Origin of the sequence: Limnobacter sp., assembly GCF_043511195.1 — a bacterium.
In the GTDB taxonomy this organism is placed as follows: Bacteria; Pseudomonadota; Gammaproteobacteria; order Burkholderiales; family Burkholderiaceae_B; genus Limnobacter.
This window is the reverse complement of sequence record NZ_CP121330.1, coordinates 88551-110804: the sequence shown is the minus strand read 5'-3', so window position 1 is coordinate 110804 and position 22254 is coordinate 88551. Positions and strand designations below refer to the sequence as shown.

At 53.4% G+C, this 22254-nt stretch carries 20 protein-coding genes and 1 pseudogene; 14 read left to right on the top strand and 7 right to left on the bottom strand.

All coding sequences use genetic code 11. The features are described from left to right. Window positions 1-6: 6 nt before the first annotated feature. The 3 genes from P0D43_RS00555 to hemL are packed head-to-tail and all read left to right on the top strand — an operon-like array spanning window position 7 to window position 2806. The gene (locus P0D43_RS00555) at window positions 7-816 is read left to right on the top strand and encodes a hydroxymethylpyrimidine/phosphomethylpyrimidine kinase (RefSeq protein ID WP_394672977.1); all 810 of its coding nucleotides are present in this window, start codon (window positions 7-9) and stop codon (window positions 814-816) included. Next, window positions 809-1492 carry a thiamine phosphate synthase gene (gene thiE, locus P0D43_RS00550; RefSeq protein WP_394672976.1) on the top strand — a complete coding sequence of 228 codons (684 nt, stop codon included), beginning with the start codon at window positions 809-811 and terminating at the stop codon, window positions 1490-1492. Before P0D43_RS00555 ends, thiE begins: the two co-directional genes overlap by 8 nt. 18 nt (window positions 1493-1510) lie before the next feature. Beyond that, on the top strand, window positions 1511-2806 hold the full coding sequence (gene hemL / locus P0D43_RS00545; protein ID WP_159568865.1) for a glutamate-1-semialdehyde 2,1-aminomutase: 1296 nt from the start codon (window positions 1511-1513) through the stop codon (window positions 2804-2806). 76 nt (window positions 2807-2882) lie between these two features. On the opposite strand, the gene P0D43_RS00540 is transcribed toward hemL, so the two are convergent. Further along, entirely contained in the window at window positions 2883-3287 is a 405-nt protein-coding gene (locus tag P0D43_RS00540) for an MAPEG family protein (RefSeq protein WP_394672975.1), read from the bottom strand. Between the two features lie 111 nt (window positions 3288-3398). Further along, window positions 3399-4898: a cryptochrome/photolyase family protein gene (locus P0D43_RS00535; RefSeq protein ID WP_394672974.1), complete on the bottom strand. Its 1500-nt coding sequence runs from the start codon at window positions 4896-4898 to the stop codon at window positions 3399-3401. Window positions 4899-4994: 96 nt separating this feature from the next. On the opposite strand from P0D43_RS00535, the gene P0D43_RS00530 reads away from it, so the two are divergent. From P0D43_RS00530 to P0D43_RS00505, 6 genes are read left to right on the top strand one after another with little or no spacing between them, the layout of a single operon-like run. After that, a complete protein-coding gene (locus P0D43_RS00530; protein ID WP_159568862.1) occupies window positions 4995-5579 on the top strand; it encodes a YqgE/AlgH family protein in 585 nt (194 codons plus the stop codon). Next, window positions 5572-6006 carry a Holliday junction resolvase RuvX gene (gene ruvX, locus P0D43_RS00525; RefSeq protein WP_394672973.1) on the top strand — a complete coding sequence of 145 codons (435 nt, stop codon included), beginning with the start codon at window positions 5572-5574 and terminating at the stop codon, window positions 6004-6006. Before P0D43_RS00530 ends, ruvX begins: the two co-directional genes overlap by 8 nt. Then, the gene (gene pyrR, locus P0D43_RS00520; RefSeq protein WP_341237956.1) at window positions 6003-6509 is read left to right on the top strand and encodes a bifunctional pyr operon transcriptional regulator/uracil phosphoribosyltransferase PyrR; all 507 of its coding nucleotides are present in this window, start codon (window positions 6003-6005) and stop codon (window positions 6507-6509) included. The genes ruvX and pyrR overlap by 4 nt, the downstream gene beginning before the upstream one ends. Beyond that, window positions 6506-7477: an aspartate carbamoyltransferase catalytic subunit gene (locus P0D43_RS00515; protein WP_159568859.1), complete on the top strand. Its 972-nt coding sequence runs from the start codon at window positions 6506-6508 to the stop codon at window positions 7475-7477. The genes pyrR and P0D43_RS00515 overlap by 4 nt, the downstream gene beginning before the upstream one ends. A 21-nt stretch (window positions 7478-7498) precedes the next feature. Further along, entirely contained in the window at window positions 7499-8815 is a 1317-nt protein-coding gene (locus tag P0D43_RS00510) for a dihydroorotase (protein WP_159568858.1), read from the top strand. 28 nt (window positions 8816-8843) lie between these two features. After that, window positions 8844-9611 (top strand): lysophospholipid acyltransferase family protein, encoded by a 768-nt coding sequence (locus P0D43_RS00505; RefSeq protein ID WP_341237955.1) that lies wholly within the window; start codon window positions 8844-8846, stop codon window positions 9609-9611. A 7-nt stretch (window positions 9612-9618) separates the two neighbouring features. Here the strand turns inward: P0D43_RS00505 and P0D43_RS00500 are convergent, their stop codons facing one another. Beyond that, the gene (locus P0D43_RS00500) at window positions 9619-10464 is read right to left on the bottom strand and encodes a symmetrical bis(5'-nucleosyl)-tetraphosphatase (RefSeq protein ID WP_394672972.1); all 846 of its coding nucleotides are present in this window, start codon (window positions 10462-10464) and stop codon (window positions 9619-9621) included. Window positions 10465-10578: 114 nt separating this feature from the next. Between P0D43_RS00500 and P0D43_RS00495 the strand changes: the two genes are divergently transcribed. From P0D43_RS00495 to P0D43_RS00475, 5 genes and pseudogenes are all read left to right on the top strand, one after another. Then, entirely contained in the window at window positions 10579-11970 is a 1392-nt protein-coding gene (locus tag P0D43_RS00495) for a phosphomannomutase/phosphoglucomutase (RefSeq protein WP_394672971.1), read from the top strand. Next, window positions 11971-12543, top strand: a complete 573-nt coding sequence (locus P0D43_RS00490; RefSeq protein ID WP_394672970.1) for a DUF1415 domain-containing protein — start codon at window positions 11971-11973, stop codon at window positions 12541-12543. Between the two features lie 38 nt (window positions 12544-12581). Continuing rightward, window positions 12582-12821 (top strand): annotated as a pseudogene (locus P0D43_RS00485) (DUF3597 domain-containing protein); the annotation flags it as partial. A gap of 375 nt (window positions 12822-13196) precedes the next feature. Continuing rightward, on the top strand, window positions 13197-13847 hold the full coding sequence (gene queE / locus P0D43_RS00480; RefSeq protein WP_256366101.1) for a 7-carboxy-7-deazaguanine synthase: 651 nt from the start codon (window positions 13197-13199) through the stop codon (window positions 13845-13847). Next, the gene (locus tag P0D43_RS00475) at window positions 13844-14194 is read left to right on the top strand and encodes a 6-carboxytetrahydropterin synthase (RefSeq protein WP_159568853.1); all 351 of its coding nucleotides are present in this window, start codon (window positions 13844-13846) and stop codon (window positions 14192-14194) included. The genes queE and P0D43_RS00475 overlap by 4 nt, the downstream gene beginning before the upstream one ends. A 10-nt stretch (window positions 14195-14204) precedes the next feature. On the opposite strand, the gene P0D43_RS00470 is transcribed toward P0D43_RS00475, so the two are convergent. The 4 genes from P0D43_RS00470 to P0D43_RS00455 all read right to left on the bottom strand — a co-directional run bounded on the left by P0D43_RS00470 (window position 14205) and on the right by P0D43_RS00455 (window position 22251). Beyond that, window positions 14205-16601 (bottom strand): EAL domain-containing protein, encoded by a 2397-nt coding sequence (locus tag P0D43_RS00470; RefSeq protein ID WP_394672969.1) that lies wholly within the window; start codon window positions 16599-16601, stop codon window positions 14205-14207. Continuing rightward, window positions 16598-18022 carry a hypothetical protein gene (locus P0D43_RS00465; RefSeq protein WP_394672968.1) on the bottom strand — a complete coding sequence of 475 codons (1425 nt, stop codon included), beginning with the start codon at window positions 18020-18022 and terminating at the stop codon, window positions 16598-16600. Before P0D43_RS00465 ends, P0D43_RS00470 begins: the two co-directional genes overlap by 4 nt. A gap of 97 nt (window positions 18023-18119) precedes the next feature. Further along, entirely contained in the window at window positions 18120-18860 is a 741-nt protein-coding gene (locus P0D43_RS00460) for a pseudouridine synthase (protein WP_201301446.1), read from the bottom strand. Between the two features lie 334 nt (window positions 18861-19194). Further along, window positions 19195-22251, bottom strand: a complete 3057-nt coding sequence (locus P0D43_RS00455; protein WP_394672967.1) for an efflux RND transporter permease subunit — start codon at window positions 22249-22251, stop codon at window positions 19195-19197. Window positions 22252-22254: the final 3 nt, after the last annotated feature.

Sequence of the window (22254 nt, the reverse complement as noted above, 5' to 3'; positions counted from 1 at the left end):
TTTTGAATGACACTGACCGTACCCTTGGTGCTGACCTTTTCAGCATCGGATCCCACTGCTGGCGCGGGTTTGCAAGCTGATGCCCTGACAGTTTCGGCGCTTGGCGCACATCCTTTGACCATCCTTACCGGCTTGACCGCCCAGAATACCGTGGGTGTTCAGCGCTTCGAGCCATGTTCGGCCGATTGGATCAATGCCCAGTTTAACGTCTTGCTTGAGGACGGTGTCGCGCCAAGTGCCCTCAAAACCGGTGTGTTGGGCAGTTCGGCGGCTGTGGCCGCGGTGTTGAAGGCCAAAGCCTTATGGCCCCATGTGCCACTGGTGGTTGACCCCGTGCGGGCTTCCGGGCGTGGAGATGCTTTTGGCGGACAGGACTTGTTTGATAGTTACAGAAACGAGCTATTCCCGGTGGTTGATCTGTTAACTCCGAATTGGCCCGAGGCCCAAGCCTTCACCGGGACTAAAAATATTGACGAGGCGGCTGAACGCCTGCTGCAAATGGGTTGCAAGGCGGTGCTGTTGAAAGGCGAGCACCTGGACTCAGGCGACGTGGTCAACCGACTGTATGTGGCAGGCAAGCAGCTTGTTGAATTTCCCTGTGAGCGCCTTCCAGGGCAATACCATGGTTCTGGCTGTACATTGGCCAGTGCTTGCGCCGTGGGCCTTGGCCAGGGTTTAAGTGTGCAGGAGGCGGTTGAATTGGCGCTGGAATACACCTGGCAGGCCTTGAGTTACGGGTTCGCCGTGGGTCAAGGGCAGTTAATTCCTGACCGCATGCACCTGATGCAGCATTTGGGAGAGGATGAAGATGAGTGAGCTCACCAATGAGCCGACCAATGCGCTTGTTCGAGGGGTGTATGCAATTACCCCCGAACGCTCCGCCATCTGGACCCCCGATGCAATTGTGGATTGTGTGGCTGCTGCGCTGGAGGGTGGCGTGCGCTTGTTTCAGTGCAGACAAAAAAATTGGGACCAAGCAGAGTTGATTGAGTTTGTCGGGCAACTGAACTCCCTGTGCGAGAAGTACGATGCGGCACTGATTTTGAATGATGTGCCCTCTGGCGAGTTTTCAAAATTTGACGGTGGCGCGCTGGTGGGTGTGCATTTGGGCAAAACCGACGAAGCCATCGCGCAGGCGCGAAGCCGCCTTGGGGCCAAATGGGTGGTGGGTGCTTCTTGCTACAATCAGTTTGAACTGGCAGAACAAGCTGTGCGCAATGGCGCAAGCTACGTGGCCTTTGGTGCCATGTACCCCAGCGGCACCAAGCCCAATGCGGTGCGCGCTGAACTCGAGTTGTTGTCAAAGGCCCGCGACTTGGGGGTGCCCACAGTGGCCATTGGTGGAATAACACTGGCGCATGTGCCCGAGTTGATGAAAGCTGGTGCCCATGCGGTGGCGGTGGTGAATGGTTTGTTTGGCGTGAAGCCGGATGCGGCGCAGGTTTGCAGTGTGGCGCAGCAGTGGGTGGATGCAGTGGAAACGCAGTATTAATAATTTGGAGTTTCAACAATGAGTGGTCAAGAAGTGAGCCAAAACGAAGTGCTGTTTGAACGCGCACAAAAAACAATTCCTGGCGGTGTGAATTCACCCGTGCGTGCTTTTCGTTCTGTTGGTGGTACACCCCGATTCTTCAAACGTGCGAATGGCCCTTATGTGTGGGACGCAGATGACAAACGCTACATTGATTACATTGGTTCTTGGGGGCCCGCCGTATTGGGCCACGCCCACCCGGACGTAATCAAGGCTGTGCAAGAAGCCGCCGTGGGTGGTCTGAGCTTTGGCGCGCCCACCGAGGGCGAAATTGTGATGGCTGAAACGCTGTGCGAGATGTTGCCTTCGCTGGAGCAGGTGCGCCTGGTCAGTTCCGGTACCGAAGCCACCATGAGTGCCATTCGATTGGCCCGTGGCTTTACAGGTCGCGACACCATTGTGAAATTCGAAGGCTGTTACCACGGCCATGCCGACAGCTTGTTGGTGAAGGCGGGTTCTGGTTTGTTGACTTTTGGCAACCCCACCTCGGCCGGTGTGCCTGAAGATTTTGCCAAGCACACGCGCGTGCTGGACTACAACAATGTGGAGCAGTTGCACGCGTTGTTCAAGGCCAGCGGCAGCAGCATTGCCTGCGTCATCGTAGAGCCGGTAGCGGGCAATATGAATTTGATCAAGCCCACGCGCGAGTTTTTGAATACTTTGCGTGACTTGTGCACCCAGCATGGAGCCGTGCTGATATTTGACGAGGTGATGACTGGTTTCCGCGTGGGGCCGCAAGGTGTGCAGGGCGTGTACGGCATCACGCCTGATTTGACCACGCTGGGCAAAATTATTGGTGGCGGCATGCCCATGGGTGCATTCGGTGGTCGCAAAGACATCATGGCCTGTATTGCGCCGTTGGGACCTGTTTACCAAGCGGGTACTTTGAGTGGCAACCCGGTTGCGGTGGCTGCAGGTTTAACCACCATGTGCCTGCTTAAGCAGGAAGGCTTTTACGAAAAGCTGGAAACTCAAACCCGCAAATTGGTGGAGGCCTTTAACCAGGTGGCGTATGCGCATGGTGAAACCTTCTGCGCAGACAGCATTGGCGGCATGTTCGGCATTTATTTCAGCGAAAAAGTACCCACCAGTTTTGCGGAAGTGAGTGCGTCGAATCGGGATCGCTTCAACAAGTTTTTTCACGCTATGCTAGACGCCGGGGTTTACCTGGCGCCGTCGGCTTACGAGGCTGGGTTTGTGTCCGTGACGCACGACGATTCAGTGATTGAGGCCACCAAGGTGGCGATTGACAAGGCGTTTTCTGCAATCAAATAAGATTTGATATCGGGTTGCCATAAAAAACCGCCCGGGTTTGCACCCAAGGCGGTTTTTTTTATTTGTGGGGTGTTGCTTAGCAGACCAACAAATACACCATGTACAAGGTGATGAACACCTGAATCAAGAAGAAGGTAGCGCGTAGCATTACCAAAATAAATGAAGTGCCAAGAAGATGTGAAATGCCTTGCGCGATGCGGGCGTACAGAACAAATACGGCAATCGCGCTGATCGCTTCAATTTCACCCATTAGCCCAGCCATCGCCACAACGCCTGCAAACACCGGGAAGTTTTCCAGGCAATTCAGGTGGGCAGATTTTGCTCGCTGCAAGAACATCGGGTCGATTGGTTCTTTGCCACGCTCCCAGCTGTCAATACGCTTTTGGCCCAGCAAGGCTTGGGGCACTCGCGGCAGGGCATAGAACAACGCCAGAACTAAAATCCATCCGGCGTAAAGCAATACGGTGGTGTAAGCGTTCACTGTTTTGTCTCCTTCTTGTTGATTGAATCAGTTTGTGTGCTTGAAATTTCACCGCTGATTATGGGTGAAGGCACTTGCACTGACCATCATAAGTTCGGACAAAAACCGATTTCACTCTTTCTGTTTTTTCACCACCGCATATCGCTCAAGCGTTTTCTTCCTCGCCACATCATGTTCCACCACAGGCCTTGGGTAGGTTTCGCCCAGCACAACCCCTGCCATTTGCAGCTCGAACGGCGGGCATTCAGCGGGGTTGTGAATGTACTTGTTGGAAAGCTTGCTCAGTTCGGGGCAGTACTTGCGAATGAATTTGCCGTCGGCGTCAAATTTTTCAGACTGACTGTGGGGGTTGAATATGCGGAAGTAGGGTTGCGCATCGCAGCCTGTGCTGGCAGCCCATTGCCAGCCACCATTGTTGGCGGACAAGTCAAAGTCGTTCAATTGTTCAGCGAAATAACGCTCGCCCCAGCGCCAGTCAATCCCAAGGTCTTTGGTCAAAAAGCTGGCGGTGACCATGCGTAGCCGGTTGTGCTGGAAGCCGGTTTGGTTCAATTGGCGTTGCGCTGCGTCGACCAGGGGGTAGCCTGTCTTGCCTTCACACCAGGCCTTGAAAAGGCGTTTTGCCTTCTCATCATCATCCCAGCGAATTTGGTCGTATTCAGGCTTAAAGGCTTTTTCGGCAGCATCGGGGCGGTGGTAAATGATCTGGAAGTAGAAGTCGCGCCAAATCAACTCGTTCAGCCAGCCCATGGCACCTTCGCTGCCATCGAATTTGAACCTGTCATAGGCCGCCTTGGCCAGCCTGCGAATGGAAATGGTGCCAAAGCGGTTGTGCACACTCAGGTAGCTCACCCCTTTCACCGCAGGGAAGTCTCTTTTGTCCTTGTATTTGTCGATGCGCTCCAGAAAATCCTCAAATGCATCGAGTGCACCTTCTTCGCCGGGTTTGATCATGTCCAGCAAATTGGTGCGCGTGAATCCCATGTCTTCCAGGCTGGGGGACGGCAGGTTCTTGTCGGCCGCCAAAGAATCAATGTGTGCCTCGCTGGGGTAGGGGGTTAGGTGGAATGCATCCAGTTTTTTCAGGCAGGCGTTTTTGAATGGCGTAAACACACTAAAAAACTTACCGGCCTGGGTCAAAACTTCGTCCTCTTCAAAAATGGCCTGGTCTTTAAAGCGGAACAGTTCAATACCCTTGCCCTGTAAGGTTTTGCCCACCGTAATGTCTCGGTCAATGGCAGCCGGTTCATAGTCTTTGTTGGTGAACACGGCTTGCACACCCAGTTTCAAAGCCAGTTCAGGAATCGTTTTATCGGCGTGGTCGTGCACCAGGTGCAGGTCGCCGCCAAAGTCCTGAAGCTTTTTCTTCAAGGCCATGCAGCTTTCCCAAATGAACTCAACCCGGCGGTCGGCCTTGTTGCTTAGTGCATCCAGAATGGTTTTGTCGAAAACAAATACGCAATGCACCTGTTTGCAGTGCTTCAGGGCGTAGAACAGCGCGGCGTTGTCGTGGGTACGCAAGTCGCGTCGGAACCAAACAAGACCTTTGGCGTACTCGCCTGGCTTGGGTTGGGTAGATAAAGGGTGGTTCTCGAGAAGTGATGCAGCCATGGGGAACAACTTAAATTGGGTTGGTCTGTGCGCTTTAAGGAGGGTAGAGGAACGCCTACCCACTTTTGCACAGTTAAAAGGCATTACAATTTTGGCATGAGCGAGACCGAAATTTCTACACCCACTGAATTTAGCTTGTCTGGTCAGTTGTTGATCGCCATGCCGAATATGCTCGACCCCAGTTTTGCGGGGTCCGTGGTGTATTTGTGTGAGCACTCTGGCAAGGGTGCCATGGGTTTGGTCATTAACCGACCAACCGACCTGCCCATTGAAGGATTGCTCGAGAAAATCAATGTGGACATTGAAGGCTACTTGCCTACGCATTACCCGGTCATGATGGGCGGGCCCGTTGCCGCCGAGCGCGGTTTTGTGCTGCACACCGAGCCTTTGAACTGGAACTCCTCCCTGAAGGTGAACGACGAAATTTCCCTGACCACCTCGCGCGATATTCTTGAAGCCGTGGCCCGCGGCGAAGCGCCCGGCAAATGGCTGATCACCCTGGGCTATGCGGGTTGGGGCGAGGGGCAACTTGAAGAAGAGCTTGCCCAGAATGCATGGCTGACCGTCTCGGCCAATCACGAAATATTATTCGACACGCCTTTGGAAGAACGATTTGCCAGCGCCTACGCCATGCTGGGCATCGACCCCGCCTTGATGAGCGGTTCCGCGGGGCATGCGTAACAACATGCAAACACCCAAGCCTACCCAATACCTGGCTTTTGATTTTGGATTAAAACGAATTGGTGTCGCATTCGGTAATTCGCTGACCAAAACGGCCAGCGGTGTGGCGGTGGTCGAGGCTCAAAACGACGATCAACGATTTGGCAAAATTGAAAGTTTGATTAAAGAATGGCAGCCAGAAGGTTTGGTGGTGGGGGTACCACGCCAGCCTGACGGTGCCAGCAACGAATTAACCACTCGATGCGAACGCTTTGCCCGTCAACTTGAGGGGCGTTTTGCCCTGCCGTGTGCCATGGTGGACGAGCGTTACACCAGTGCGATCATGGAAAGCTGCATGGGAGGCAAGGCCGCCCGCGAGAACAAGGGCCGAGTCGACATGGGCAGTGCCTGCCTGATTCTGGAACAATTTTTTCTGGAGGGACGATGAGCCTGCCCAACCCCGAAGCCCTGTATGCCCGATTGCGAGATCAAATTGAGAAAGCCTTTCCTGACCGCTCCGAATTGGGTTTGATCGGCGTTCACAGTGGTGGCGCATGGATCGCTGAGCGCTTGCACAAAGACTTGAACTTCAGCTTGCCTTGCGGATTTCTGGACAGCGCTTTTTACCGTGACGACTTTTCCGAGCGTGGGTTAAAAGAGACGCCCAAACCTGCAGAGGTTCCATTTGACGTACAGGGACGCACCATTTTGTTGGTGGACGATGTGCTGTACACCGGTCGAACCACGCGTGCCATTGTGAATCACCTGTTCGATTTTGGTCGCCCCGCAAAAATTGAGCTGGCCGTGTTGCTGGATCGTGGTGGCCGAGAGTTGCCGATTGATGCACAGTACGTGGGCAAGCACTTGCCCTTAAAACCAAATGAAGCGTTTGTATTGACCCAAGATGATCAAGGTGCTTTCCGCCTGGAGCTGGAGGTAAAACCAAATTGAATAACCCTCAACTGAACGCCGCGGGTGAACTGATTCACCTGTTGAGTATTGAAGGGCTGCCCAAGGCGATGATCCATCGCATTCTGGACACGGCAGAGTCATTTTTGTCGGTGACCGATCGCGAAGTGAAACAAGTCCCTTTGCTGCGCGGTAAATCGGTGTTCAATGTGTTCTTTGAGAATTCCACCCGAACCCGTACCACGTTCGAGATTGCGGCCAAGCGTTTGTCCGCCGATGTGGTGAACTTGAACATTGGTTCGTCGTCGACCAGCAAGGGTGAGTCGCTGATCGACACCATCGACAACCTGGCAGCCATGTCGGCTGACATGTTTGTGATGCGCCACTCGGAAAGCGGCGCGCCAACCTTCATGGCCCAGCACTTGAACCGCACCAGTGGCGGCACCATTCATGTGATCAACGCAGGCGATGGTCGGCATGCCCACCCTACGCAAGCGCTGCTCGACATGTACACCATTCGCCACTACAAAAAAGATTTCACCAAATTGCGTGTCGCGATTGTTGGCGATATTTTGCACAGTCGGGTGGCACGTTCAGATATTCACGCATTGACCACGCTGGGTTGTCCGGAAGTGCGCGCAGTAGGCCCCAGCACCTTGCTGCCAAACCACCTGGACAACATGGGTGTGCGTGTATGCCACGACCTGGTGGAAGGCATCAGGGATTGCGATGTCATCATCATGCTGCGCTTGCAGAAAGAGCGCATGACAGGCGCGCTGATTCCTTCTGCCCAAGAATATTTCAAGCATTTTGGTTTGACCGAAGAGAAGTTGCGCCATGCCAAACCCGATGCAATTGTTATGCACCCTGGCCCCATGAACCGCGGGGTTGAAATTGATTCTGCGGTCGCCGATGGTCCCCAAAGCGTGATCTTGAATCAGGTGACTTTCGGGATTGCGGTGCGCATGGCGGTGATGAGTATTCTGGCGTCGTCCAGCAAAAGCGCTTAAATTGAACAACGAGGACAAACAATGCGAGTGTTGATTTCTGGCGGACGTGTGATTGACCCCAGCATCGGTATCGATGCGATCATGGATGTTGCCGTGGCCGCAGGCCGCGTGGTGGCGGTGGCCCCCAAAAGTGAAATGCCCGCCGACTTCGCGCCCAGCAAAACCATTGACGCCACTGGCTTGTGGGTATTTCCCGGACTGGTGGACTTGTCCGCACGCCTTCGTGAGCCTGGCTATGAATACCGCGCCACGCTGGAGAGCGAAATGGAAGCGGCCATGGCGGGTGGCATTACCTCGCTGGTGTGTCCACCTGATACAGAACCCGTGCTGGACGAACCTGGCTTGATCGAAATGCTCAAGTTCAAGGCCCGCCAATTGAACCTGTCCAAGGTGTACCCGCTGGGCGCCCTGACTACTGGTTTAAGTGGCGAAACGTTGACTGAAATGGCCGAACTGACAGAAGCGGGTTGTGTTGGTTTTAGCCAGGCGGAATCGCCCATTCGCGATTTGCGGGTGCTGTTGCAAGCCATGAAGTACGCCCGCAACTTTGGGCTCACGGTTTTTTTACGCCCAACCGAACCCAACTTCAGCAAAGGCGGTGTGGCCCACGCGGGTGCTTATGCTTCTCGCATGGGCTTGAGCGGTATTCCCGTGATGGCGGAAACGATCGCTTTACAGGCCTATTTTGAGCTTGTGCGGGCCACCGGTACGCGCATGCACATTTGCCGCATCAGTTCTGCCAAGGGTATTGAGCTGGTTCGTCAAGCCAAGGCGGAAGGCTTGCCGGTCACTTGCGATGTGGCAATTCACCATGTGCATTTGACCGATTTGGACATTGGCTTTTTCGACCCCAATGCCCACCTGATTCCGCCTTTGCGGGAACAACGCGACCGGGACGCCATTCGCGCCGGTTTGCTCGATGGCACCATTGATGCCATTTGCTCGGACCACACCCCCGTGGACGACGACGCCAAGTTATTGCCGTTTGCCGAAAGCGAAGCCGGTGCAACCGGGCTGGAATTGCTGCTGACCTTGGCGGTGAAATGGATGCGTGAGCAAAATGTGCCGCCTGCTCGAATTGTGGAATTGTTGTGCGGCAACCCAGCCGACATTATTAAAGTTCAGGCAGGCAGCCTGCGCACTGGCATGCCGGCAGACCTTTGTTTGTTCAACCCCGATGTGGACTGGGTGGTGGGTGAAGCAAGTTTGATCAGCCAGGGCAAACACACGCCATTCAATGGTTTTCCCATGCAGGGCAAAGTACAACTGACCATGGTCAACGGGAATGTAGGCTACAGCAGCCTTGATAAAAGCAAAATGAAAGTGTTGGCGGCTTAAGGGCTTTCAGGCTTAGGGACTTCAAGGCATGCGTAAAGTGTTCATGTTGCTTCGTCTGGTGACGCATCTGTTGTACGGTTTTGTAGTGGCTTTGGTGTTTTGGCCGTTGTTGGGCAAGGCTTTGAGGCAGGGTGTTGAAAAGCGTTGGGCACGCCAATTACTGGGCATTTTGAATGTGCAGGTGAAAGTGGTGTACGAATCGGCGGAATCAAATTACGCCATTCACCAACCCTGTTTGCTTTACAGCACCCATGTGTCCTGGCTCGATATTTTTGCGTTCAATAGCATTCATCCTGTGACCTTCATTGCCAAGTCTGAAATTTCAAAATGGCCCATTGGTGGTTTGCTGGCCAAGCGCAGCGGCACGCTGTTTATTGAGCGGGGCAAACGCCACGCCGTGCGCGATGTGATTCACGCTGCGGTGAAAGTGCTGGGCACGGGGCGCTGTGTGGCTGTGTTTCCCGAAGGAACAACCGGGCCTGGCGATGCGCCTTTGCATTTCCACAGCAACTTTGTGCAACCCGCCATTCAGGCCCATGTGCCTATGTTGCCTGTGAGCTTGCAGTACTTCACCCCCGATGGACAGTTTTCAGCCGAGCCCGCCTTTGTGGGCGAGCAAACGCTGCTGGAGAACATTCAGGTTTTGATGAACAGCAAGACCGGTTTCGTGGTGCAGTTGTACATTCATGCACCGATTGATACCGATGGGCGAACCCGGCATGAACTCAGCGATGAAGCGCACCTGAAGATCTGCGAATTGTGCCGGCAAACCAGTGGTGCAAGTTCAAGCGAGTAGGCCGGGTTTAAGGAATGGCAGGCAAGGGTGGCTCGACCGCCTCTACCTGAATAATGGCGTCATCTTCAAGCCGCAGCGCCGTCAGTTGCCCGCCCCACACACAACCTGTGTCCAGACAATATCCCGCCTTGTTTTTCAGCGCCCCCAATGTAGACCAGTGCCCAAATACAATTGGCCCTTCGTTTGCAAACTCGCGTGGGGTATCAAACCAAGGCTTCAGGTCGGGCGGCGCGTCGGCAGGTTCCAGTTTGTATTTGAAATCAATTTTGCCGTCGTCGCGCACCATGCGCATGCGAGTAAACACATTCACAATCAAACGCAGGCGATCAAATCCTTCGAGGGTGGGGTCCCAACGATTGGGCTTGTTGCCATACAATTCGGCCATGAATGTTTTCCATTCGGGGCCCGCCAGCATTTGTTGCACTTCACCGGACAACTGAACGGCATCGCTGAAACTCCATTGGGCCAGAATGCCCGCATGCGTCAGCAAAGCATTGTGCAGTGTGTGGTTAACGTTCGGCAGGCGCAAGGCCAAAGGCTGGCTGCGTAGCCAATCAATCAGTTCCTGGCCGTCGGGCGCGTTGACCACTTCAGCAATGGTGTCGCTTTCGTGGCTGCGGCCACTGTTGCACCACAGGGCCAACAGGTGCAAGTCGTGATTGCCCAGCACGGCGTGGGCGCGTTTCCCCAGGCTTTTTACAAACCGCAGGGTATCCCGCGATTTTGGGCCGCGATTCACCAGGTCGCCTGCAAACCACAGCTCGTCAAGCTGGGGGTTGAATTGCACCTTGTCCAAAAGCTTGAGTAAAGAATCCAGACAACCTTGAACGTCGCCAATCACATAGTTGGCCATATTGAAAACAAACCAAAACAACGAAAGTAGTATTATGCCTTGTGTATGTGCTTTCAATGCGACAAGGCCATTGCGTCTTCTTTTTCCTTATTTGACTAATTCAGGTATTCACCCATGAGCATCTCCTCCTCCATTTTCAAGGCCTATGACATTCGCGGCATTGTGGACGACACATTGACCGAAGACGCAGCGTATTGTGTGGGCCGTGCTTTGGGGCAATTGGCACTAAGCCGTGGCAAGAACGAGGCAGTGGTAGGGCGCGACGGTCGCCTTTCCGGCCCGCGCCTGTGCGGTTCTTTGGCTGACGGGTTTCGCGATGCCGGTGTGAATGTTGTGGATGTGGGCATGGTGGCCACCCCCTTGGTTTATTTTGCAACATTCTTGCTGGGCGATGGCACCGGGGTGCAGGTCACCGGCAGCCACAACCCTCCGCAGTACAACGGCCTGAAAATGATGGTGGCTGGTGAAACGCTGTATGGCGACACCATTCAGGGTTTGCTGAAATGGATTCAAAATGAAAAGCCTGTGCGTGGCGTGGTGCCTGGTGTGCAGCGTGGCGGCTACCGCGAGCTGAATGTGTGGCCCGATTACCTGGGCAATATTCTGGGCCACATTAAACTGGCGCGCCCCATGAAAATTGCAGTCGATTGCGGCAACGGAGTGGCTGGCGCATTTGCCAAAACCCTGTACGAAGCCTTGGGCTGTGAAGTCACCGAATTGTTTTGTGAAGTGGATGGCAACTTTCCCAACCACCACCCCGACCCAGCCCACCCTGAGAATTTGCAGGATTTGATTGCCTGCGTGAAAAACGGCGATGCTGAAATTGGCTTGGCTTTTGACGGCGATGGCGACCGCCTGGGTGTAGTGACCAAAGACGGTGAAATCATTTACCCCGATCGCCAGTTGATCTTGTTTGCCCGCGATGTAATTGCACGCAACCCGGGTGCCATGGTGATTTACGATGTGAAGTGCACGCGCCATGTGGCCATGGCTGTGAAAGCAGCGGGCGGCGAACCCTTGATGTGGAAAACAGGACATTCCCTGATCAAAGCCAAGTTAAAGGAAACTGGGGCACCGCTTGCTGGCGAGATGAGTGGCCACGTGTTTTTCAAAGAACGCTGGTTTGGTTTTGATGACGGTCTGTATGCAGGTGTGCGTCTGCTTGAAATTTTGTCGCGCGGCAGTGACCCCAGCGCAGAATTGAATGCGCTCCCGAACTCATCCAGCACGCCTGAATTGCAGTTGCAAACTGCCGAAGGCGTGAACTTTGAAATCGTCAAGCGCTTGCAAGCTGAAGGAAAGTTTCCGACTTCAGAATCCGTGAATACCATTGATGGTGTGCGTGCAGAATATGCAGATGGCTTCGGGCTTGCACGCCCGTCCAATACAACACCGGTGGTGGTCATGCGCTTTGAAGCCGACAGTGATGAAGCATTGGCACGCATTCAAGGTGAATTCAAGGCGGCTATTCTTGCCGTGGCCCCCGCAGTTAAATTGCCTTTCTAAATGAGTACCGTGAACGATTCTGAAATGATCGAGGCCACTCGGCTGTGGGTGGAGCAGGTGGTTGTGGCCTTTAACCTGTGCCCATTCGCAAAACGAGAATTGGTGAAAAACCGGGTGCGTTTTGTGGTGAGCCAGGCAGTTGATGAAGCCACTTTGCTGGATGAGCTGGCCCATGAATTGGCGCTGCTGAATGTGGATGAATCAGTGGAAACCACTTTGCTTATTCATCCCCGGGTATTGCAGGATTTTTACCAGTACAACGATTTTCTGGAATTGGCTGACCAACTCTTGGTGGATATGGACCTGGAAGGTGTGTATCAAGTGGCCAGCTTTCATCCGGAGTATCAATTTGGCGGCACAGAACCTGACGATGCCGAAAACTACACGAACCGTTCCCCCTACCCAATGCTTCACCTGCTGCGTGAAGACAGTTTGAGCGACGCAATCGACAGCTACCCGGAAGTTGATTTGATCCCGGAGCGCAATATTGAATGCATGAATGAGCAAGGTGTGGAGAAAATGCGTGCTTTGCTTGAAGCCTGTTTGCGCAACGATTCTGGGGCAGGTCGCTGATTCTGAGTTCGCTTCACATTGTGAATTAACGTTACAAGTTGGAAAACATGGCCAAAGCCAATCCAGAGAAGTTGAACTGGAAAGTGTCGATTGTTGATTTGATGAAGTTGTTGGGATTGGACAGCAGTTTGGCGGCGCGCAAGGAATTGGCCGCTGAGTTGGGATGCCCGGCCGAGAAAATGGGCGATTCTGCTCAAATGAACATGTGGCTGCACAAAACCGTGCTTCAAAAACTGGCGGACAACGGGGGCAACATTCCGGCTGATTTGCTGGATTGATTGTTGAATATTTGTTGATGAATAAAACGGTTGTGGTGCCACACACCACAATCTTTCAGATTTGGTGTTTGACTCTAATTCGAGAAAAGAAAACAGCCGCCTTAACGCAAAGTAAAGCGGTGGTTATATTTCCGCGGTTTTTGAGTTTTTCTTCTAGTCCAAAACCTTGGATGTAACTCTGGAGTTTCGAGGAAAGCCTCGAAAAATCTAGTTGAAAGGAAATCGGGGTGCTTGCAAACTAAGGGCTCACATCCCTCCTCTTTTGCTTCTGAGGTTTGCCCGATTAACCATATCGGGCATTTTTTTTGCCTATTTTCTGGGCACTGTTTCCCAATTCAAGTAGCATTGCGCCTGTAACAAACAAGCGATCAAGCCGTGGCCACATACACAGTCAAAGAGATGTTTTATACCCTGCAAGGCGAAGGCGCCCAAGCTGGCAGGGCGGCTGTATTTTGCCGGTTTGCAGGCTGTAATTTGTGGACGGGTCGCGAAGAAGACCGGGCAACAGCTGTTTGCAAGTTTTGTGACACGGATTTTGTCGGCACCGATGGCGTGGGTGGGGGCAAATTCAAGGATGCAGCAGCGCTGGCGCTGGCCATTGCCAATGCATTTGAAGGCGATTCAACATGGAACAGACCCTATGTGGTGTTTACTGGTGGAGAGCCCACGCTGCAGTTGGATACAGCCTTGATTGAGGCAGTGCATGCCCAGGGATTCGAGATTGCCATTGAAACCAACGGCACCTTGCCTGTGCCTGCGGGCGTGGACTGGATTTGCGTCAGCCCGAAATTTGGCAGTGAGCTGGTGCAAACCACCGGCCACGAATTGAAAGTGGTGGTACCGCAGTTGGGCCAAGACCTGGATGCATTGGGTCAACTGGATTTTGAGCATTATTTTGTGCAAGCCATGGACGACGCTGAACCAGCCAGGAAAGCAAAGAATATGCAGGTGGCCATTCAAACCTGCCTGCACAAACCCCAGTGGCGTTTGAGCGTTCAAACCCACAAAGTGATCGGAATGCCATGAAAGTATTCAAGCAATTTACCTTTGATGTAGCCCACCAATTGCCAGACTGGCCCGGTCTACATGGGCACAGCTACACCGCCGAGGTGTGGTTTGAAGGTCCAGCCAAAGATGGTTATGTGGTGCCTGAAAGCCTGCTGAGCGAGCAGGTGGGCGCTGTGCACAAGCGCCTTGATCATTCTTATTTGAATGAATTTATTGAGCTGCCCACCTCGGAAAATATCGCCCGCTGGATTTGGGATCAGCTTCGCCCGGTCGGACCTTTGATCAAAGTGAAAGTGTTTCGCGGGTCAATCGGGTTCGGGGTTGAGTTTGACCTGGAAGATGCGAAGGCGGAAGGCCGGGCGTGAGGTAAAAATATTACGCCAAAATTTTCTTCGCCTTGTCGCTGGTGATCTGCTGCGCCCACACAAACTGCCTTGAGTCGTCGGCAGTCATTGGTCGGGCCAGTCCAAAACCCTGTAGTTCAAGTACACCCGATTCAATCAGAAAGTCCCGTTGCTCGGCGGTTTCAACGCCTTCAGCCACCACGCCCAGGCCAAGCGCCTTCGCCATGGCCAATACGGTTCGGGACAAGATAACGCTGTCGGTTTTGTTGGGCAAATTGCTCACAAACGAGCGGTCGAGTTTGATGGATTGAACCGGCATGCGGTGCAGGGTGGCCAGCGAGGAATAACCCGTGCCGAAATCATCGATCGACAAAGAAACGCCCAGTTCATGCAAGCGGTTCAGGTCTTGTAAAACAGTGTCCTGATTCTGCATCAATACGGTTTCGGTCAATTCAAGCTCAAGCAGTTTGGGTGGCAGGCCACTCAGTTTAAGCACCTTTTCGACAGTACCGCACAGTTTGCCATCCAGCAATTGGATACCCGATACATTCACAGAAACACTGATTGGATTCTTCAGTTTTTTATTGGTGTCTTTCAGCCATTTGCAGGCTTTGCGCATGACCTGTTCACCCATGGGAATGATCAGTCCTGTTTCCTCGGCGATCGGAATGAACTGGGCAGGGGGAATCAGCTCGCCAGTGCGTGAACGCATGCGAGCCAGGGCCTCAACGGAACAAATGGAGCCGTTGGCATTGAATCGCGGTTGGTAATGCAATTCGATGCGGTCGTGCAAAATTGCATCGTGCAAATCATTTTCCAGATCAACCTTGGTTTGCAAGGTGGCACTCATATTCGTGTGGAACACGCGCACCGTATTTTTCCCGGCCTGCTTGGCCTGATACATCGCAATGTCGGCATGTTTCAGCAAGCCCTCAACATCGGTGGCATCGGTTGGAAACAGGGCCACACCCACAGAGGCACCCACATAAATTTTCTTTTCACCCAGCTCAAACGGTTTTTTGCTGACGGCATCTACCACCTTGCGGCCCACATTGAATGCGGTGTCTTGGTCGGCAATGTAGGGCAGGGTGATTACAAATTCGTCGCCCGACAAACGGGCAACAATGTCTGAACTTCGAACCACGCTGCGCAAGCGTTTGGATACGGCAATCCGCAGGTCGTCTCCCCGGTCATGGCCAAGCGTGTCGTTCACCGCTTTAAAGCCGTCCAGGTCGATGAACAGCAAGCCCAGTTTGAAGTCCTGAACCTGGTCGTTGCCAAGCAGTTCTTGCAGGGTTTGCGACAAGGCCAGGCGGTTGGGAAGACCCGTTAACGGATCGTGTGTGGCTTGATGCCGCATTTTGCTTTCACTGCGCTTGATCGAACTGATGTCGGTGAAGAAAATCGAGATCAGCTCGTCGCTGGGGTAAGCCTTTACTTGGTACCACATGTCATTGGCGGGGTCTTGCCACTGAAATGTTTCAGGCTGCATGCTGCCTTTGGCCTGATTCACATATTTAAACAGCGGGGTTTTCTTCAAGTGGGGGGCACGTTCCCACACCATTCGACCCAGCAAAAGTGCAGCACTTTTGCCCAGCAATTCGGCGCCTTTCTCATTCAGGTAGTTCACGTAGCCATTCATGTCGATGGCAAAAAATGCATCGTCCATGGACTCAAGAATGTTGTTGATTCGTTCTTCGCTTTTCAGCAAGGCTTCTTCAAGATGAATATTGCTCGAACGGCCAATCAGGAGAATGTCTGCACCAATACAGGCAGCTGTCCAGTCGAAGTACACCACATCATTGAAGGTGTTGCGCAGGCGAAAGGAACCATCGGTAGAGCCGGTTTGATATTTCACCTGGTCAAGTACCCGCTTGAACTGACCTACATCGGTTCGAAACACCAGGTTTGCAGCATCCAGGTTTTGCAGTTGTTCGCTGCTTTGCCCCAAAAACTCCTCCAGCGAAGGGCTGACCTTTTTGATTCGCCCTTTGTCGTCAACACTGAGTAACACGCTGGTTGGAATTTTTTTGTCGGCGCTCTCGGCTGAATCAAGCCGTTGCTCTGGGGTGTTGGTCGTTGGCAGTGCCGATGACGGTTTGCCATGCTTGACCTCTTGTTCGTGAAGCACGCCAAATTCGCCATGGGCCAGCATTTGCAAACGAAACCACTGCTCATTCACCTTGACATGGCCGGTCCAGCCTTGTTGGCGAAGCAAGGCGTTGGACAGGGCGCGGTAAATGGACATGCCATACCGGCTCACAATTAATTCACCGCCCGATTTGAATCCCAGTTCTTGCCGAAACAGTTTGCTTGCAGCGATCAGGCTGAGTTCATCCGTGACGTGTCCCAACAAGGCGTAGCGAAAGGCTCCACTGTCCAGCAATTCATTGATCAGTGGATCATCCAGAATATTGCTCAGGCTCATACATCGAACCTCGAAAGCCGCTTCTCCATTTCACGCATCAAATCATCGGAGCGCAAAATGGTTTGAACCGTGCTGGCCAGCGTACGGAATGTACTCTCGGTGCGCGTTTGCATGCCTTCCATGGCACCCAGAACTTCCCAGCCCTGGCGTTGATTGCCATGACCATTTTCAACCCATTGGTGCGTTGATCTGTCGATCGACACCAGCTGATTTTCAATGGCACTCAGACCACTTTTCAGAACATCCATCCTGCCCATGAAAGCATTGGTACGCTCATTCAGATTGTCCAGTGTTGTCAGGGTGGCTTGCAGTTGTTGGGCAGCGCCTGGCGACAGCTCTTTCTGGACTTCCTTGTGCAAGGCCTGTATTTGCTGGCTTGAATCAAATGCCTGTTTGCTGATGCGTTGCAAGTGCTCCAAAGATTGATTCAGTTCATTGAGCAGATCAAAACTGTCCTCTGTGACCTTTTTGGACAATTCAGCAGTGCTTTGACCCATGCGTGTTTGATTGCCCAGACTTTGGACGAAGTCGCGCAGCTTTTTGGAAGCCAGCGAACTCTCTTCCAGCTGCTGGTTGTTGTCCGAGCCCAATTCTTTGGCAATTTGCGACAATTCGCGAATGTCGGTCCGGAGCATTTTGAATGCAGCAACCACGAACGCCATGTTGTCGGCGTAATCATTGAACACCTGGCCCATGGGGGATGTTCTGCCCAGTTCATCGGTTTGTGCGCGAACCCGCAGGTTAATGCCTTTCTCTTTGTCCAGATAGGCCAGTAATTTGGTGCTTTCTTCGGCAGCCAGTGCGTGTTGGCGAAGCACCTGTGCAATCACTGTGAGCAGCAGCACTTCGGTGGCGATATAGAAACTATGAAGGGCTACTGCGGGCAGACCTGAAAAGGGGCCGCGAAATATATAACAGTCGAAACCAGCTTGTTGAAGCATGTCGAACACAATGTGATGAATCACAATGAACAGGCCCATGCTGAGCAGGGGGCGTGTATCCCGATAGGCCAGCATGACTGGCAGCAACATGAAAAAACTGAAATGATATTCAGGCAAACCGCGTGAAATGTGCACGTGCAGCGCGCCCATGCCGACCAGCAGCAGCGCATTGATGTGCATGGTCAAGGGGTGGCCTGCATACAGCCGGGTGACCACCAGGCTGCCTAGAAACAAAGGAATTCCCCAGCCGAGGGCTTGGGCAATGTTGTTGTAGGCAAAGCCTTCCAGCGCAGCAAATGCAAGGCAAACAAAACTGACCACCACGCACAGCCAGTCGGCATTGATGCGTATTGAGGCGAAATCAGTGGCGTTGGCTGCCGCGCCAGACAGCTTGCTTAAAAATGCGAAAAACCCGCTAGAGGGTAGTTGCACCCGGGTGTGGGAGGCGTGTTGTTTCAGGGCCGAGTGCTGGGCATGCATGGTGAATTCTCGAAATTGACTTTGTCCAAATGTTAATTTCGAGAGTACCGGAAGTTATTTCCAATCAATCACCTGAATAGAGTGGATTTTCACCCCTTCAGAATCGTTCCTCCGGGGTCAGCAAACGCCACTGCCCCACGGGCAGGTCACCGAGCATCACGCGGCCAATTCTTACCCGTTTCAAGCCCACGACCCTTAGGCCCACGATCTCGCACATGCGGCGAATTTGTCGTTTTTTGCCTTCGTTCAAAATGAAGCGAAGCTGGTCCTCGTTTTGCCAACTCACGCGGGCAGGTTTCAGGGCTTCACCGTCCAGGCTCAGGCCATAACGCAGCATTTCCAGCCCACGGTCAGTCAATTCACCTTCAACTCGAACCAGGTACTCTTTTTCCACCGTGCTGTTGGCGTCGATCAATTGCTTGGCAATGCGGCCGTCTTGTGTCAATACCAACAAGCCCGTGGAGTCGATGTCCAGGCGGCCAGCCGGTGCCAAACCTTTCAACATGGCAGGCTGAAATGGAGTGGATGTTTTTCGATCCGCCTGGTTTTCAAGGCTTAAGCATTCCATGGCGGCTTTGTAGCGGCCTTCGGGTTGACCGGATACCACGCCAATCGGCTTGTGATACAAAATGGTGACTTGTTTGCCCAGCACATTTTTCGCGCGAGCGTCCAGGTCGATCGTGACGGTGGGCAGCACTTTGGCACCCAGTTCGTCGACTACTTTGCCATTCACACGGACCCAGCCGTTTTCGATCAGGTAATCGGCCTCGCGACGGGAACACAGTCCTTTGGCCGCCATGATCTTGCTCAATCGTTGCGGCTCGAATGGGTCCAGCATGTCGAGTGTGTTGGTGCCAGTCACCTTGCTGCGGCGTGGGCGCGCTGTGCCTGCCGTTGGGGCGGTGGGGGCGCTGCGCAGGGCGGCACGGTTGCGGTCGGGTTTTGCCGGTACAGCTGCCTTGCTGCTTGCTGCACCCGGTCGGCCACGACCGGCCGTGGCAGGTTTCTCAGCCACGGCTGTTTTGTTTCGGTTGCTGGGGCGTGCGGGTGGGCCAGAACGGCCCGAGTCGCCACTGCGGCCTGCGCTGCCATTGCGGCCTGCGGGTTTTTTCATGATTTCAGGGTGTCCTTGTGCATTGAGGCCGTATTGTAGGTGAAATCAATGGCTTAGGCTATGTCCTCTGCAGATCGGGTGGCAACAGCTTGTACAACACAGGGGTGACCAGGCGACCAATAAAGGTTGATGAAATCAATCCGCCAATAATGACCCACGCCAGTGGCGAATAAAGTCCGCCACCTTGTAACGCCAGTGGCAACAGGCCGCCCACAGCGGTGGCGCTGGTCAGCAAAATCGGCAGAAAGCGCGTGCGGCCGGCTTCTTCAATCGATTCGTCCAGTCCCTTGCCTTCTTCGCGCAACTGGTTGGTAAAGTCCACCAACAAAATCGAGTTCTTGATTTCAATCCCGATGAGCGCAATGAAACCGATCATGGCCGTGAAGCTGAGCGAGTTGCCGGTCAGGAACAACGTCACCATGCCCCCAGTGACTCCCAGTGGAATCACGAACAGCACAATCAGCGTGCTTTTGAAGCTGCCAAATTCCAGCACCAGAATGGCGAGTATGCCGAACACGGTAACTAAAATGGCTGTGCCAAAACCTGCAAAGCTTTCCTGTCGGCTTTTGACTTCTCCGGCCATTTTGTAGCGGTATCCAGTAGGCAGACCCATTTCATCAATTTGCCTGGCCACTTCGTTGCTGATTTTTTCCGTGTTGTAACCCGTGCGGGTGTAGGCGGTGAGTAGCACTGCGCGCTCTCGGTCAAAGCGGTAAATGCTGTTCAGGTTGTCGTCCAGTTCGAGCGTGGTGAGTTGGGTCAACGGCACGGCTTGCCCTGTGCGGGCAATCACATGAAAGTCATCCAGCGCACTCAAACTGCTTCGTGCGCCCGCAGGGCCTCGTACGCTGATGGTGTAGGCATCACCGTTGCTTTGGCGAATTTCCCCTGCATTGGCTCCTGCAATCGCCAAGCGTACAGCCTTGTCCAACTCGGCCGAGTTCACACCCAGCAAACCAGCTTTCTCGAAATTCACTTTCAAGCGCAGGTCGCTACGCCCGGTGCGCTGGGGATTGTCGACGTTTTGTGTACCCGGGGTGGCCAGCATGATTCGCTCAACCTGTGCAGACAATTCGCGAAGCGTTTCAATTTCGGGGCCCACCAAACGGATACCAATGGGCGCATCAATCGGCGGTCCATTCTCGAACTCACGCACAATCAAATTGGCACCCGCAATGGTTTTTAGCTCGCCGCGAATGGTATCGAGCAGCTTGGGGGTGTCGTCGTTGTACTCCTTCAGTTGAACAAACAGTTCACCCACGTTGGATTGTTTGTCTTGCTGGAACACGTTGTAATAAATTTGCGGATTGCCTTCACCCACCGTGGCCATGACAGCAGTAATTTCGTCGAACTGGCTTAGCTTGTTTTCAACTTGTTTCACCACGGTGTCGGTGGCGGTCAGGCTGGAGCCCGGAGGCAAGCCCACTTCGATGACAAACTGGGGTGTATTCGCTTTGGGAAACAGCGACATACCCATAAGTGGTGCCAGGCCGAGGCTGGCTACAAACAGGATCAGCGAAGCGGTAACCACTGTTTTCGGGGTTTGCAAGGCGCGGTGAAGCAGGGGGGTGTAAATTTTGTCAATCAACCCCATCAGCTTTTGCAGCACAATGTTGCCGTGTTCATTTTCCTCTTTTTTCAGCACACGGCTGGCCAAAAACGGAATGATGGTCAGCGCAACAAACAGGGATGCGATCACGGTGAAAACCACCGCAACGGGCAGCGAGCGAATGAACTTGCCGGCATTGTCGGGCAGCATTAACAGGGGCAGGAATGCAAACAACAGCGTTGCAGTGCAGCCCAAAACAGCCAGTGAAATTTGCTTGGTTGCCAGGCGTGCAGCATCCACCCGGTTGTATCCCATGCGCAGGTAACGCGCAATGTTTTCAATCACCACAATTGAATCGTCAACCAGCAAGCCCAGGGCAACCACAAGGCCTGCAATCGAAAGCTGGTTGAGCGAAAAGCCGGCATAGTACAAACAGGCCAGGCCGGTAAGCAGGGACAGCGGTACACTCACCATGACAATGCCCGAGGCGCGCAAGCCCAGTGGCAGCAAGGTAATCAGCACCAGCGTTACAGCAAGGCCAAAGTCGAAGGTCAGGCGATCAATTCGCTTCTCCACGTTTTTGTATTGCTCAAACCCGCGTTCAAGCTTGATGTTGTGCGGCAATGTTTTCTCGAACTCGTCTGCTGTTTCCTGCAATGCTTTTTGGGTCACAAAAATATTGCGCTCGTCTTTCTGGTTGGCGGTAACAAACACCGCACGCTGGCCATTGAAGCGGGCCATTACTTCCTGGTTTTCATAGTCCCATTGCACATCGGCCACATCGCCTACGCGAACCAGGCGACCACCCAAATCGCCGCCCGTACCCGTGCCTGCAATGACTGTGTTTCTGATCTCCTCAACGCTGCGGTACTGGCCTGATGTTTGTACGTTCAGTCGGCGTGCACCTTCTTCAACAGGGCCGCCTGGAATGTTCAACGACTCGCCTTGAATAACCCGTGCCACATCGGCTGCCTGCAGTCCCAGTTCTGCCAGTTTTTTAAAGTTCAGGCTAACGCGCACTTGCTGTTCAGGATAGGCCCAGCTTTCGCTTTCGCGTACCGAAGAAATTCGCTCAAAGGCCTCTGACAAATCCTCTGCATAATTGGCCAGGTCGGCGTAGCTGCCGGTTTCAGACACCAGGGAATATTGAATGATGTTGGTGAAGCCCGGGTTGATTCGCTCAATTTCCAGTTTTTGAATGCCGGCCGGAAGGCTGTCGCGAATGCTGTTCAACTCGCGGTTGACCTCGTCGAACTTTTTGTCGACATCCACTTCTGCATTGAAACGCACAAACACCACGCCACCACTGTTTCGCGAGGTTGACAGCATTTCTTTCAAGTCATCCAGGCTACGAAGTGCATCTTCAATGGGCTTGGCAACTTGCTGCTCCATTTCGCGCGGGTCGGCCCCGGGGTAAATCACGTTGATGCGAAACGCGCTGATGTCGAAGTAGGGGTCTTCGGTTCTGGGAATGTTTTGATAGGCGCTGATACCGATTGCGGTCATCAGGAAAAAAATCACCAGCGTGAACTGGTAATTCTTGATTGAAAAGTCCGAGAGTTTCATTTG